This window comes from Arthrobacter pigmenti, from assembly GCF_011927905.1.
Lineage (GTDB): Bacteria > Actinomycetota > Actinomycetes > Actinomycetales > Micrococcaceae > Arthrobacter_D > Arthrobacter_D pigmenti.
In genome coordinates this window covers 310,723-323,810 of record NZ_JAATJL010000001.1, presented here as the reverse complement: position 1 = coordinate 323,810, position 13,088 = coordinate 310,723, and the positions used below count along the sequence as shown (strand labels likewise).

The 13,088-nt window shown below is 65.9% G+C and carries 15 protein-coding genes and 1 tRNA gene; 4 read left to right on the top strand and 12 right to left on the bottom strand.

All coding sequences use genetic code 11. The annotated features are described in order from the left end of the window. Nucleotides 1-16: 16 nt before the first annotated feature. Together BJ994_RS01620 and BJ994_RS01615 are read left to right on the top strand one after the other, a co-directional pair. A tRNA-Thr gene (locus BJ994_RS01620) sits at nt 17-89 on the top strand. Between the two features lie 109 nt (nt 90-198). Continuing rightward, nucleotides 199-993, top strand: a complete 795-nt coding sequence (locus BJ994_RS01615) for an SDR family NAD(P)-dependent oxidoreductase (RefSeq protein ID WP_167990752.1) — start codon at nt 199-201, stop codon at nt 991-993. On the opposite strand, the gene csrA is transcribed toward BJ994_RS01615, so the two are convergent. The 11 genes from csrA to BJ994_RS01560 form a co-directional block, all read right to left on the bottom strand. Further along, complete coding sequence (csrA, locus tag BJ994_RS01610; RefSeq protein ID WP_167990750.1) at nt 990-1,226, bottom strand: carbon storage regulator CsrA; 237 nt, start codon at nt 1,224-1,226, stop codon at nt 990-992. The two genes, BJ994_RS01615 and csrA, sit on opposite strands and share 4 nt — an antisense overlap. A gap of 68 nt (nt 1,227-1,294) precedes the next feature. Continuing rightward, on the bottom strand, nt 1,295-2,164 hold the full coding sequence (locus BJ994_RS01605) for a hypothetical protein (RefSeq protein ID WP_167990748.1): 870 nt from the start codon (nt 2,162-2,164) through the stop codon (nt 1,295-1,297). Next, nucleotides 2,139-4,181 (bottom strand): flagellar biosynthesis protein FlhA, encoded by a 2,043-nt coding sequence (locus BJ994_RS01600; protein WP_167990745.1) that lies wholly within the window; start codon nt 4,179-4,181, stop codon nt 2,139-2,141. The genes BJ994_RS01605 and BJ994_RS01600 overlap by 26 nt, the downstream gene beginning before the upstream one ends. Next, nucleotides 4,178-5,224: an EscU/YscU/HrcU family type III secretion system export apparatus switch protein gene (locus BJ994_RS01595; protein WP_209067182.1), complete on the bottom strand. Its 1,047-nt coding sequence runs from the start codon at nt 5,222-5,224 to the stop codon at nt 4,178-4,180. Before BJ994_RS01595 ends, BJ994_RS01600 begins: the two co-directional genes overlap by 4 nt. A gap of 48 nt (nt 5,225-5,272) precedes the next feature. Next, nucleotides 5,273-6,031, bottom strand: a complete 759-nt coding sequence (locus BJ994_RS01590; RefSeq protein WP_167990741.1) for a flagellar biosynthetic protein FliR — start codon at nt 6,029-6,031, stop codon at nt 5,273-5,275. Beyond that, nucleotides 6,031-6,306 (bottom strand): flagellar biosynthesis protein FliQ, encoded by a 276-nt coding sequence (fliQ, locus tag BJ994_RS01585; protein ID WP_167990739.1) that lies wholly within the window; start codon nt 6,304-6,306, stop codon nt 6,031-6,033. Before fliQ ends, BJ994_RS01590 begins: the two co-directional genes overlap by 1 nt. After that, on the bottom strand, nt 6,306-7,145 hold the full coding sequence (gene fliP, locus BJ994_RS01580) for a flagellar type III secretion system pore protein FliP (RefSeq protein WP_167990736.1): 840 nt from the start codon (nt 7,143-7,145) through the stop codon (nt 6,306-6,308). The genes fliQ and fliP overlap by 1 nt, the downstream gene beginning before the upstream one ends. After that, nucleotides 7,142-7,717 (bottom strand): flagellar biosynthetic protein FliO, encoded by a 576-nt coding sequence (fliO, locus tag BJ994_RS01575; RefSeq protein ID WP_167990733.1) that lies wholly within the window; start codon nt 7,715-7,717, stop codon nt 7,142-7,144. The genes fliP and fliO overlap by 4 nt, the downstream gene beginning before the upstream one ends. Next, nucleotides 7,718-8,428: a flagellar motor switch protein FliN gene (gene fliN, locus BJ994_RS01570; protein WP_167990731.1), complete on the bottom strand. Its 711-nt coding sequence runs from the start codon at nt 8,426-8,428 to the stop codon at nt 7,718-7,720. It abuts the gene before it with no gap. Continuing rightward, nucleotides 8,429-9,412 (bottom strand): flagellar motor switch protein FliM, encoded by a 984-nt coding sequence (locus tag BJ994_RS01565; RefSeq protein WP_342450217.1) that lies wholly within the window; start codon nt 9,410-9,412, stop codon nt 8,429-8,431. Between the two features lie 89 nt (nt 9,413-9,501). Continuing rightward, the gene (locus tag BJ994_RS01560) at nt 9,502-9,936 is read right to left on the bottom strand and encodes a protein-tyrosine phosphatase family protein (RefSeq protein ID WP_167990729.1); all 435 of its coding nucleotides are present in this window, start codon (nt 9,934-9,936) and stop codon (nt 9,502-9,504) included. 347 nt (nt 9,937-10,283) lie between these two features. On the opposite strand from BJ994_RS01560, the gene BJ994_RS01555 reads away from it, so the two are divergent. Together BJ994_RS01555 and BJ994_RS01550 are read left to right on the top strand one after the other, a co-directional pair. Further along, nucleotides 10,284-10,901, top strand: coding sequence for a hypothetical protein (locus BJ994_RS01555; RefSeq protein WP_209066462.1), 618 nt, complete (start codon nt 10,284-10,286; stop codon nt 10,899-10,901). Then, complete coding sequence (locus BJ994_RS01550; RefSeq protein WP_167990724.1) at nt 10,894-11,862, top strand: N-acetylglucosamine kinase; 969 nt, start codon at nt 10,894-10,896, stop codon at nt 11,860-11,862. The genes BJ994_RS01555 and BJ994_RS01550 overlap by 8 nt, the downstream gene beginning before the upstream one ends. Nucleotides 11,863-12,003: 141 nt before the next feature. On the opposite strand, the gene BJ994_RS01545 is transcribed toward BJ994_RS01550, so the two are convergent. Then, nucleotides 12,004-13,080, bottom strand: a complete 1,077-nt coding sequence (locus tag BJ994_RS01545; RefSeq protein ID WP_167990722.1) for a lactonase family protein — start codon at nt 13,078-13,080, stop codon at nt 12,004-12,006. Between the last annotated feature and the right edge of the window lie 8 nt (nt 13,081-13,088).

Genomic DNA, 13,088 nt, shown 5'->3' with positions numbered 1-13,088 from the left:
TCTACCCGCGAAACTAGCCTCCTTAGCTCAGTCGGTAGAGCGTCTCACTCGTAATGAGAAGGTCGCCAGTTCGACTCTGGCAGGAGGCTCTTTTTGTGCCCGGAACCCACTGCGGTCACAGCGGCAGGGGTTTCGCTGACCTCCATCTCACGCAAGAATGGAAAGCATACTTACCATTCTTCTCGAGAGGACCTCACCATGGAAACCAATCGACCCCTTGCACTCGTGACCGGCGCTTCAAGCGGAATCGGTTATGAGTTGGCGAAACAGTTCCTGTCCAACGGCTTCGACGTCGTCATCACCGCGGAAGATGCGGAGCTTACCTCTGCCGCGCAAAGGCTCGAAGGGCTTGGCGGCTCCGTTCACCCCGAAGAGATCGATCTCGCACAGCGGGACGGCGTCGACAGGCTGTACGCGGCGGTCGCCACGCTGGACCGTCCGCTGGATGCTGCCGTATTGAATGCAGGCGTGGGCGTCGGCGGCCCTTTCCTGGAGAACAGTCTTGATGACGAACTCCGCCTCATTGACCTCAATGTGGTCTCCACCGTTGCACTCGCCAAGCGGATTGCCTCGGACATGGTGGCTCGCGGCGAGGGCAGGATCCTGTTCACATCATCCGTGGTGTCCCGAATGCCGGCGCCGTTCCAGGCCGTTTACGGTGCGTCGAAGGCATTCGTCCAATCGTTCGGGCAGGCCCTGCGCAACGAACTCAAGGACACCGGCGTCACCGTGACCACCCTCCTTCCCGGGCCGACGGACACCGAGTTCTTCGAACGGGCGGGTCTGGAAGAAACCAAGGTGGGTGCCGGCGAGAAGGACGATCCCGCGCTCGTAGCCGAACAGGGGTTCAAAGGAATGATGAGCGGTGACGGAAATGTGCTCGGGGGTTCTCTGAAGTCGCGCGGCATGGGATTGAGCGGCAACGTGACACCTGACGCCGCCGGCGCTGAAATGAACCGGAAGATGAACGAGCCGGGCTCCGCGAAGGACTAACTCTTCGGAAGGCCCAACTGCGCGCGGAGGCGAGCCTCGGCGTCGTCGTCGGCTTTCGCGGCAGCAACGTTGGCCTCCGACACAGCCCGAAGCACTTCCTCGCGCTGGATAGGGACGCCGCGGGGCGCGTCGATGCCGATCCGGATTCCCTCTCCCCGGGAATCGAGCACGGTGATGACAATGTCGTCACCGATCAGGATCTGCTCCCCAACCTTGCGTGTAAGCACCAGCACCCGTTCACTCTATCGCGGCGCTGGCGGCTGCCATGCGCGGGGGGGGGGGGGTGGGGGGGGACCATCAGCTAGAGGACCGGGGACGCTGCCCGCGCCCCATCCACCCAGCCGACCGGCAGCCCAAGCTGGTTCACGGTCGCGGGCGTCGCTGTACGTGCGGACCCGAGAACCGCCAGCCCATGAACATCGACGGCGGTACGCACCTCGGACGCCCACGTTGCGGTATCGGCGGGCTTCCGTCCGGCGTCGACGGCGAGCCATACCTGGTCCGCCTCTAGCCGGGCGAGCACCGGCCCGTCGAAGCCCGACGGCGGACGCTGCAGGACGAGGAACACCGGGAATTCGCCTCGCACACCGGTTGCCCGCAACTCCGTGGCGGCGAGCCGCGCGTGGGAGGCCACGCCGTCGTCGTCGTGGGCCTGGACCGCCTGTGCCGGCAGATCCAGGAAGGAAGCCATCTGGCGTGCAACGGTCAGCGGATCAGAGCCAAGGCCGACGACGACGGCGAGATCCCCCGGGCGCGCGGGCAGCGGCGGCACCCGCTCGGCAGATACCAGGGCGGGCGGCGGTGTGGTGTTGAACGTGAGGTCGTCCATGAGGGCGGCGAAAAGGTCGCCTCCGGTCGACACGGACGGGTGCAGCTGTGCCTCGACTGATTCGGCATGTTGCAGGAGCGCGTCGATCCCCGAAGCGCCGGACACACCTGAGTCCGCAGGCACGCTCGCCGCCCGCCGCCCGCGCCGCCGTTGAGGTGAAGGTTCAGGGTCAGGCAGCTCGACAGTCACCTCGTAGTGCCGCCGTGCGAAGTACCCACGGATGCCGCCGACGGTCACCAGCTCGGCGCCGACAATCTGCGCGCCTGGCCCATGCTGAGCCCGCACCTGCTCGCGCAGTTCCTCAAGCGTTGCGCCCTCAAGACGCAATAGTCTCGGCGACACGTACCACCCCCACGGTCTCGATGGTCACGTTGGCGCTGGTCACTTCGGAGTAGGACAGCACCGGCAGGCCACTGGACTGACCCGCCACAAGCCGCCGGATGGCCGGCCGCAGCGCGGGTGCGCAAACGAGGACGGCGTTCTGGCCCGTCGATTCAGCCCGGGACACGGCGTCCTTCACCGACGCGAGGATCCGCTCGGTGCGGTTTGCATCAAGCAGGATCTGCGTCCCCTGTTCGGATGGCCGCAGCCCCTCGAGCATGGACTGTTCAAGCAGCGGATCGATCATGATCACCCGGAGCAGTCCGCCGTCCAGGTACTGGGCCGTCAGCGCCGGGCCGAGTGCCTGCCGGGCAGCCTCGACGAGCCCCTCCGGATCGGTGGACGACTTCGCCCGCAGGGTGAGCGCCTCGTAGATCCGGGCGAGGTCGTTGATGGGAATCTGCTCGGCCAGCAGCCCCTGCAGTACCCGCTGCACCTCGGCAAGGGAGAGCAGCCCAGGCGTGAGTTCCTCCACAGCCGAGGGATTCACCGCGCGCACGCCGTCGGTGAGCACCCGCACATCCTCGCGGGTCAGCAGCCGCGCCGCATTCCCCGTGATGACGGCCGAGAGGTGCGTGACCAGGACGGACACCCGGTCAATCACCGTGGCCCCGGACATTTCCGCGTTGTGCCTGAGCTCGGCGGGTACCCACTTCCCGGCAAGGCCGAACACCGGCTCCACCGTCGCTGTCCCCGGCAGCGAGGCCAGGTTGTCCCCCAGCGCCAGAACCTTCCCGCGCGGTGCCTGGCCCCGCCCGGCCTCAACGCCGGCGATCCGGATCACGTAGGTGGACGGCGGCAGCTCCAGATTGTCGCGCGTGCGGACCGGCGGAACCACAACACCGAGTTCGACGGCGATCTTCCGGCGCAGCGCGCGCACCCTCCCGAGCAGGTCATCGGATGCCCCTGAGACCACATCGACCAGGTCCGGCGCGAGCATGATCTCGAGAGCATGCACGCGCATCTGCTCAAGCAGATCCTCGGTGCTGTCGGTCGAGGGCGCGGTCTCGACTTCGCCCGCGGAGGCGGCGGCGCCGTCGTCGTCGTTGGCTTTGATCCGCTGGGCGAGGACCAGCAGCACACCGCCGACAGCCAGGAAGGCCAGGATCGGCATCCCTGGGATGAAACCCATGACAATCGCCGCGCCGCCGGCAATCCGAAGCGCCACCCGTGACTGGCCCAACTGGGAGGAAGCGGTGGAACCCATGTCGGAGGCGGCATTGGAGCGAGTCACGATCATGCCGGTCGAGACGGCCATCAGCAGCGCTGGGATCTGCGTGACCAGACCGTCGCCGATGGTCAGCAGACCGTAGGTGCTGAGCGCTTCGCCGATGGACATCCCGCGCTGCAGCATGCCCATCGAGATGCCGCCCACGATGTTGATGATGATAATGATGATGCCCGCAATGGCATCGCCCTTGACGAACTTCGAGGCGCCGTCCATTGCGCCGTAGAAGTCGGCTTCGGCGGAGACCTCTGCGCGGCGTTCCCTTGCCTGGGTGTCGGTGATGAGGCCGGCGTTGAGGTCAGCGTCGATGGCCATCTGCTTGCCGGGCATCGCGTCAAGGGTGAAGCGTGCGCCGACCTCGGCCACACGCTCGGCGCCTTTCGTGACAACAACAAACTGGATGACCACCAGGATCAGGAAGATCACCGCGCCGATGACCAGAGACCCGCCTACGGTGACGTGGCCGAACGCCTCGATCACCTGACCGGCGTGGCCGTCCCCGAGGATAAGACGCGTAGAGGCGACGTTCAGACCCAGCCGGAACAGGGTCGCGACCAGCAGCAGCGACGGGAACACCGAGAAGTCCAGCGGGCGTTTCACGAACATCGTGGTCAGCAGGATCACCAGCGCCAGCAGGATGTTAACAATTATGAGCAGGTCCAGCAGGAACACCGGCACCGGCACAACGAGCAGCATCAGGATGCCCACCACACCGATGGGCACGCCGAGCTTCATCAGGGATCGGTTCATGCTGGTGTTCCTCCGGGTTGGGCGAGCGTGTGGAGACCGCGTGCGGCTCCCTTGGCTTTGAGTGACATGACGAACGCGAGCACGCGGGCGACGGCGTTGTACTGCTCCACCGGTATCTCCTCGCCGATTTCGCAGGTACTGTGCAGGGCGCGGGCGAGCGGCACGTCGCGGACCATGGGGACGCCGTGCTTCTCGGCCTGTTCACGGATTTTCGCCGCGATGAGTTCAGCGCCCTTGGCGACAACGCGCGGGGCAGCTTTGCCCGGCTCATACTTCAGCGCTACGGCAACGTGTGTGGGGTTCACGAGTACGACGTCGGCGCCTCCCACCGCGGCAATCATGCGGTTGCGGCTCATCGCCAGCTGGCGTGCGCGGCGCTGGGATTTGATCAGCGGATCGCCGTCGGTGTTCTTGTTTTCGTCCTTGACTTCCTTCTTGGTCATCCGGGTGCGCTTGCGGTTGCGCCGCGTGACCACGAGGATGTCGAGCGCGGCGAGTACCAGCCCGGCGGCGACCGCCGAGCGGAGCAGCGCCGCACCGCCGTCGTTCGCTGCCGTCAGGAGCGCGGCAACCGACAATCCGCCTGCCGACATGAGCAGCGGCATCAGCCCCTGCACCACCAGCACCAGTACGACGGCGACTACCGCGGTCTTGAGGACGGCCTTGGCTCCCTGCCAGAGCGCCTGCATGCCGAACGTGCGCTTGATGCCGCTGACGAGGTTGAACTGCTCGAACTTGCCGGTGGCCTTGCGGAAGTGGATCCCGCCCTGCAGTGCGGCCGTTGCGAGGACGGTCACGAGGACCACGCCGAGGAAAGGCCCAAGGACGGTAAGGAGGGAATTCATTCCGGCACCGAGGGCGGCGAGCGCAGCTTCGGGGTCAGGGCTTTCGATGACGGAACGGAATGCGAAGACCTGGGAGGTGCCGGCGTCGGCCGCGCGTTCGATGGTGGACGGGATCATGGCGGCCGCCGCACCCATGCCGACCCACGCGGTGAGATCCTCGGACTTGGAGAGTTCGCCCTTGGACCGGACCTCCTTCATCCGCTTCTGGGTGGCGTCTTCTGTCCGTTCTTCCGAGGTTTCGGACACCTACCCCACCCCCATCACAAGCCGGACGGCGTCATCGACCAGGGAGGAAACGATGCCGGGGAGCATGACGAAGACAATGGACGCGAGCCCGAGCGTGATCAGGATCTTCAGCGGGAAGCCGAGCGCAAACGCATTCAGGGCAGGGGCAACGCGGGTCAGCAGCCCCAACCCCATGTCAGCGAGGAAGAGGACCAGGATCAGCGGACCGGCAATCTGGACTGCTGCGAGAAACATCTGGGTCACGCCGGTGGTCATCGCCTCGACCGGGTCCGCGAGGTCGATGGCACCACCGAGGGGCAGCGCCGCGAAGGTGCGCGACAGCCCGGCGATGATGAGCTGGTACCCGTCCGATGCGAAAAGCAGTGCCAGCGCCGTGATCTGGAACAGTCGGGCGAACTGGGCGCCGTTGACCATGGACTGCGGGTCGAAGCCCTGCGCCAGCGAAAACCCGCCGAACAGGTCAATAAGGCTTCCCGCGGACTGGATGGCCGAGAACACCACGAGCACCAGGAAACCCAGCGCGGCACCGATGACGAGTTCCAGCAGCAGCGCAAGGATGAAGCCACCCGTCCCCGGGGACACATAGGTGTCAGTCACCTGTGGCGAGACGGCGAGCGCAAGCCCGACGGCGAGCATCGCCTTCACGCGCGCCGGGATGGCCTTGTAGGAGAAGGGCGGCGCAATGACGAGGAATGCGACCATGCGCACGCCCGCCAGCATGACGGCCTCGATCCACCCCTGGTTGATGGGAATCTCCATCAACCGCCGCCGAGGAGGCCTGGGATGCGCTCAAACATCTCGTGGGTGAACGACACCATCTCCGAGATCATCCAGTGTCCGCAGATCAACAGTGCGACGGCGACAGCAGCTGCCTTGGGCACGAAGGACAGGGTGATTTCCTGGATCTGGGTGATGGACTGCAGCAGCGAGATCGCGAATCCCACCACGAGTGCGGTGATAAGCACCGGCGCGGAGAGTTTCGCGGCAGCCCACAGTCCCTGGAGACCGATGTCGAGGACGGCGTTGGTATCCATCAGCGATAACTCCCCACGAGCGCGGTAATGATCAGCCCCCACCCGTCCACCAGGACGAAGAGCAGGATCTTGAACGGGAGCGAGATCATGACCGGCGGGAGCATCATCATGCCCATCGACATGAGTGCGGCGGACACCACGAGGTCGATCACGAGGAACGGCACGAAGATCACGAACCCGATGATGAAGGCGGCACGGAGCTCGGAAATCATGAACGCCGGAATGAGGGTGGTGAGGGGGGTGGCGGCCGGGTCCACCGGATTGTCAATTCCCGCCGCCCGGGTCATGAGCGCGATGTCCTCCTCGCGTGTGTGCGCGAGCATGAAGGTCTGGAGTGGGCCGGAGCCGTCCTCCAGCGCCTGCGTGAAGGTGGTGTCCCCGTTGACGTAGGGCTGCACCGCGATGTCGTTGATTTCGGTCAGCACCGGCGCCATGATGAACAGCGACAGGAACAGGGCCAGGCCCGCGAGCACCTGATTGGGCGGGATCGACGGCAGGGACAGTGCGTTACGGGTCATCGCCAGGACCACGAAGATCTTGGTGAACGAGGTCATCATCAGCAGGAGCGCCGGCGCCACGGACAACAGTGTGATGCCGATGAGGGTAAGGACAGCGGCGCTCGGACCGCCGTTGATCCCGTTGATGTCGATGGACAGCCCGTCCTCCCCCGGCTCAACAGGGATGGTCGGGTCAACCGGCGGCGCGGGCGGGAGCGGTTCGACGACGCCGGCGTGAGCCGGTGCACCGTTGGCCGCGAGGAGCAGGACAATCAGGAATACGCCCGCGAGTAGCAGGACTGCGCGGCGCACGGATACTGCCCGGAGTACCGGGACTCTCACCCCAGCCCCTGCCGGAAGGCATTGGCTGTCTGCTTCCAGGTTTCCGGGGAGAGGATTGAGCCCGCGAGAGGCGAGTTCGACGACGGCCCTTGCGGGTTGCGTGCGGCTCGCGCGGCTCGGCGCCCGCGCTCACCCTGGCCAGTGCTGCGCCCACCCTCACGTTGAGTGCTGAGATAATCGCCCTTAGCGGACGCTATTCCGCCATCATCTACACACTCAGCGGGGGTTTGTTGCGCGCTCGAGCGGGACGCAAGGGTGAGGACCTTCGCGAAGGCGGTGGCGGCGTCGTCGTTCTCTGCATGTGGGACCGCAGTCAGCGCGGCCGGAGCGTCGCTGGTGTGCAGCACGTTCACGGACTGCTCGGTCACCCCGAGGAGGAATCGCTGCCCCTCCGCCTCGACGATGACCACCGATGCCTTGGGGCTGATCCCGTGCCTGGCCACAACGTTGACCGGGCTGACCTTGCCCCCGCGGCGCTGCGAGCGGGAGATCCTGCGGTGCATGTACCAGAGCAGACCGAGGACGACGGCGAGGGACAGCAGCACCCTCAGCGCCAGGATCACGGCGTCCATTTAGAGCGGGCCCTCGGAGACGTCGAGGATCTGGGTGATTCGGACGGCGTAATCCTGGTCGACCACCACCACCTCGCCGTGGGCGATCAGCCTCCCGTTCAGCAGTACGTCGGCGGGAGCGCCTGCCGAGCGGTCAAGTTCGATGACGCCGCCCGGCTCAAGGTCCAGCACATCGCGGACCGACATGCGGGTGCGGCCGATCTCCACGGTCATCGCCATTTCGACGTTGCTGATCCGGCTGAGCCTGCCCACGGCGTTACTCGCGGCCGAGCGGCGGGTGTGGTCCTGTGCACGGACGCGAATGGCGAACCAGGCTCGGGTGGCGCCGTCGTCGTCGTTCAGTTGGAAGAGGCGGGCGTCCGGCGCGGAAAGCAGCGCGGTTGCGTCGCCGGTCTCGGCGTCGCCAAGGACACCGTCACCGAGTGCTCCGGCTGCCGCCTCCAGCGCGGGCGTGAGAACATCCGCAGCTGAGATGAGCGTCGAATCCGTTCCGGCGGCGTGGGCGAGGAAGGACGAGTCGGCGAGCGCAATCGCCATCTCGGCTGAGTGCGCGCCCACAAAGGAAACGACGACGGCGGCCGCCGCGGCTGCCGCCGGTACCTGCGCCCCGTGCGCGGGTACGGCGCGCACCGGGCGCGGAGTCGGAAGCAGTGAGGCAAGGGCGTCAGCGGCTGCGCCTTCGCGGCGGGTAGAGGCGGGTGCGGTGGTCATTCAGGCGTTCTCCTCGGTATTCACGACGACGCAGGCGAGCCGGGATCCGGAGGATCCGACGGCCGCGTGCGCCAGCCGCTGGCCATTGACGACGACGTTGAGTGGGCGGTGCTGTGGGTGCGGCAGGGAGAGCAGGTCGCCGACGGCGAGGTCGAGGACGTCGCTGGGCAGTACGCCGACAGGCGTGAGCTGCAGCGAAACGTCGACCGGAACGTTGACGAGCTGCGCTTCGAGGAGGTCCCGTGCGTTCTCGGTGGTTGCCGTCGGGTTCGCTTCGCCGAGTTGCGGGATGAGCAGGTCCGCGGGAATGGCCACGCTGGCCCGGCAGGCGCTGTCCCCCACCCGGATCTCGAACTGCGCCACGATCATGAGGTCCGCGGTGGCAGCCGCCTGCGCGAACTGGGCGTTGTACTGGACGGAGTGGAAGCCGAGTTCTGTGGTCAGCAGTGAGCCGAGCGAATAGTGGAGACCCTCAAGTGCATCATCCATGAGTTTCTGGACGAGGGCGTGCTCAATGGAGGTGAATCTGCGCTCGCCTGGGAGGGCACTTCCGTGGCCGCCGAGCATGTGGTCGATCCAGTGCAGTGCCGCCGCGGCGGGAAACTGAATGACTGCTTTCGCCTCAACCTGATCCGTTGCGCACAGCACCATGGCCGTGGTTGGCGGCAGGGAGGCAGCGTACTCGTTGTAGGACTGCATGAGCACCTGCTCCGAGGTGATCTGGCAGATGAGGCGAATCTTCGCGGTAAGCTGCGTGGCCCACTGGCGGGCGAACGTCTCGAAGGCAACCTCGAGGACGCGGGAATGTTCACGGGCGAGGGTGGTGGGGCGGCGGAAGTCGTAAACGTGGATCGGCTTCTCGGGCGCCTTGTCCAGCGCTTTTTCGGACCCTCTCTCGGGCATCGGCGTATTCACGCCCGTCCCCGCCGTTTCCGGGCGCGGTTCTGCGGGCACGCCAATAGCGGGGTGTTCCTGGACCGTCACGCAGGGCACTATCGGCAGGCGAGCGCAGTTCGTTAGGTGGTGCTGCCTTTATAAGGGCCTCATCACGACGACGACGGGTGCCGCTTGCGTCAGCCGGTCCTGAAACGCCTTACGTATCTCCGCTGCCAAGGGGTCTCGACGACGCGGGTGTTGTAGTTCTCCCGCACGAATGTGACCGCCTCGCGGGCCGGGACACCGTCCAGGACTGCGACACAGGCGAGCGCGGTTCCGGTCCTTCCTTTACCGCCTCGGCACGCGATTTCCACGCGTTCGACTGCAGCACGATTCCAGGCTTCTTCGAGGACCTGGCGTGCTCTGGTTCGATCTGCGGGTAGCCGGAAGTCGGGCCATTGGATCCAGCGGCTCTCCCACATCATTGGGTCCGGTTCCCTGTCAAGCAGGTAGACGGCGAAATCGGGGTGCGGACCGGGCGGGCTTGGTTGGCTGAGTGCACGGCCCCGGACCAGACGGCCGGAAGGCAGGCGAAGCACTCCGGGCGACGTCGGCTCCCACAAACCGTTCATGGATTCGAGATTAACGGGCGGCTGTCATTAAATCGTGTCGCCGCCGGTGGGGATGTGTGTGTTTGGGAAATGCCTCATCTGCACTCGTTGCATGCAATGCCTGCAGTGCAGCCATTCTCGGCAGACGGATAGTACTCCCTTGTGGCCTGGGCTCCCGCCGACTTATCGCGCACCGTCCCCGCCGCACGCTCTAGCCCTTTCAGGGTTGCCGTGAGACGCTCACATGCGAAGTCAAGTTGTACGAGCGCGCACAATGGGGGAACGTCATGTTGATTTCGGGAACGTGGGAAGTGCCGGTTTGGAACCACCGGTTTTCGTTGCTGATAATGCCAGTGCAGTCTGACGATGTGGAACTGCTGCCAGGGACTCCCCTGGTGAACGATGCGGGCGTCCAGATTCATACCGGGATCTACAGTGGGCCGGTAAATGCGCGGGTCGAGTTCGCGCAGTCTGCACCAGAACTGGATACCGGTTCCTGGGACGAAGTGGAAGAACTCTCGGTCACCCTCGTTCCCGGAGACGTGACCCTGGGAAGTGATTGGGATAGGGCCGTCAATCTGGGTGCCCTCGCAGCATCGAAGCCGCTGGAGTACCGTCTCCGCGTGCATACATCCGGACGTTCGCAGAATAGGGATGAGCTGGTCGAAAGCGCTACGGAAAGCTACCTGCTGCAAGGTTGGCCGGAGACCGCCCGACCCGCTTCCGCAATTAAGGGCTGCAAATCCGGCGAACTGGTGAGTATCAACGGCGAGTTGCCTCCGGGTATGAGCGTTGTGGTTGATGGCACTCCGCAGGCGCTCAATTTCTCCCCCTTCACGATGAGTGTTGCTGACGATCCAGAGCGCGGGGAAATAGTAGACCAAGGCGCGTCATACACTGTTCTACGGGCCGAGCAGGTCCCGCACGAAGTGCTGATACAGCAACAGGCGCTGTTACAGCGCCTAGCGAGGACCGATCATGACTAACCGGGGTATCTGCGGCGTGGACATCGGCGGAACCGGGTGCCGGGCCATTGCCGGAAGCATTGCACACGAACCCGGTGAACCGGTGCGGGTAGACGGCGGCGTGCGCATCGGACCCGAAGGCATCAGGATCCCGGAACTGCTCGACGTCGTCGGGCAAGCTGTGGAAGCCGCCATGCACGCGGCCGGGGTGGCGCAACTCGACGTCCTCGCCCTCGGGCTGGCGAGCGTCCAGTCGCTCATGGACGACCCGACGCCCCTTCACACCGCACTCACCGAGAAATTCAGTGTTCCGCTGACCATCGTCGCCTCGGACATCCTCACCTCACATGTCGGGGCGCTGTCGTTCGAGCAGGGTGCTGTGCTCGCAGCAGGCACCGGCACCAACGCCCTCGGAACCGACTTCGCATCCGTGTGGCGGCGCGTCGACGGTTGGGGCCATCTCCTCGGTGACACCGGCGGCGGAGCCTGGATTGGCAGGCAGGGGCTCGAGTCCGCATTCCGCAGCTTCGACGGACGGGGTGGATCCTCGCTTCTCCTCGAGGCGCTCCGGGTCAGGTTCGGCTCGCCGGAGATCCTGCTCAAGGACGTCTACACGCGGCCGGACCGGTCGAAAATCCTTGCTTCTTTCGTTCCCGACATGGCGAAACTGGCCGACGACGGCGACACCGACAGTGCGCGGATCTTCCGTGCCGCCGGACGCGAGTTGGCAACCACCGGAGCTGCCGCCGTCGGCGACGGGATACCCCCGCGACTAGCACTGGTGGGCGGGCTGTTCGACGCGACTCCGCTTCTCATGGAAGCGCTGAGAAGCGAACTGGACGCGCACCGCCCGGAGATCGAACTGGTGTCCGCGCGCGGTACGGCGCTCGACGGCGCGTTTGCGCTGGCAAGTTCAGCAGCGGCAGACCAAGGAATGGCGCTGAATCATCCGCCGTACGTGACCTCCCGCAGGCACGAGTAGCAGCAGCCTGCGCCCAGCCGTCCGCGATTCCGTGCAGGTCTGCGCCGTTCATCAGTGTGTCGTAGCGGGACACGCCGAGATTTGCGGGGCCGCGCTCGGCAGACCTGCACGGAATGGGCGTGCACCCGCCACCGGCGGGGCTTATGCCGGCAGCACGCAGGCCGGCACGGGCAGCCCGAGCGACTCGACCTGAACCGCCCGCCCGGACGGATCACACCGGAGCACGTCCAGCGTTGACGAGTACTGGTTGGCGACGATCACCAGGTCCGCGGCGTCGTCGGCGGCGGCAACCACGGCGAAGTGCCGCGGCCACTGCCCGCCGATCGGGCTCTCAGCGAGGTGGGTAAGAGACGCGCCCTCCCCCACCGCGAACACCGACAGCACATCCGGTCCGCGGGTTGCGGCATAGAGCAGGTGAGCGGTCGCCGAAGAGACACCGACTCCGATATGCGATGGCTGACTCGGCTTATCCTCGGAAGCCTGCGTAGTGAGCGCGGGTTGACTGGACAGGACAGCACCATCCGGAACCGAGATCACATGCAGCCGCGCATCCAGTTCTCCAACGACGACGACGGCGGCGGAGCTCACACCGCCACCCTCACCGGCACCGCCTGCCCTGCCCGGCAGCGCGACCGCATGCCGTGGCCCGGTTCCGGGCGGCAGAACCGCTGCAATCCCGTCCGCACCGGAGGACGTGAAGCGGCGGAGCTCATCGGTACCGAGGTCGCTCACCCACAGTTCCCTCTGTCCAGCGCCGGCCTCGTGGACGAAGTGCGCGTGGGGCCCCTCCTGCCGGTCCTTGTTTACGCCGGAACCCGAGTGTTCGTGCGCTTGAAACTCGCCGGTGGGGACGCCGTCGTCGAGGGAAATCTGCGTCACTACGCCGTCGCCGTAGTTGGCAACCCAGAGAGTGTGCTGCTGTGCATAGATGTGGCAGGGCGAGCTGCCGCCTGTGGGGACGGTGCGCAGGTGCGTCAGTCCGCCGTCGTCGTGCGCGAAAGCCGAGACCTCGCCCTGGGCCGTTTCGGAGACCGCATACAGCACCGGGCTGGAAGGGTGGAGCGCGAGGAAGGAGGGCGACGGCGTCGTAATGGCCAGCCGGGCGACGCTGAGTTTCCCGGTCCGCCGGTCCAGTGTGACTTGCCAGATTCCTTCACCTGAACCCGGGTCCGTGCCGTTCGCGGGGTAGGTGCCGATCCAGAGCTTCGCGGTTTCCATGGCGACCA

Bases quoted from the DNA above. Each gene is read 5' to 3' on its own strand.
- BJ994_RS01615 (WP_167990752.1), top strand. From the start codon at position 199: ATGGAAACCAATCGACCCCTTGCACTCGTGACCGGCGCTTCAAGCGGA.
- BJ994_RS01600 (WP_167990745.1), bottom strand. From the start codon at position 4,181: ATGAACCGATCCCTGATGAAGCTCGGCGTGCCCATCGGTGTGGTGGGC.
- BJ994_RS01595 (WP_209067182.1), bottom strand. From the start codon at position 5,224: ATGAAGGAGGTCCGGTCCAAGGGCGAACTCTCCAAGTCCGAGGATCTC.
- BJ994_RS01590 (WP_167990741.1), bottom strand. From the start codon at position 6,031: ATGGAGATTCCCATCAACCAGGGGTGGATCGAGGCCGTCATGCTGGCG.
- fliQ (WP_167990739.1), bottom strand. From the start codon at position 6,306: ATGGATACCAACGCCGTCCTCGACATCGGTCTCCAGGGACTGTGGGCT.
- fliO (WP_167990733.1), bottom strand. From the start codon at position 7,717: ATGGACGCCGTGATCCTGGCGCTGAGGGTGCTGCTGTCCCTCGCCGTC.
- fliN (WP_167990731.1), bottom strand. From the start codon at position 8,428: ATGACCACCGCACCCGCCTCTACCCGCCGCGAAGGCGCAGCCGCTGAC.
- BJ994_RS01560 (WP_167990729.1), bottom strand. From the start codon at position 9,936: ATGAACGGTTTGTGGGAGCCGACGTCGCCCGGAGTGCTTCGCCTGCCT.
- BJ994_RS01550 (WP_167990724.1), top strand. From the start codon at position 10,894: ATGACTAACCGGGGTATCTGCGGCGTGGACATCGGCGGAACCGGGTGC.
- BJ994_RS01545 (WP_167990722.1), bottom strand. From the start codon at position 13,080: ATGGAAACCGCGAAGCTCTGGATCGGCACCTACCCCGCGAACGGCACG.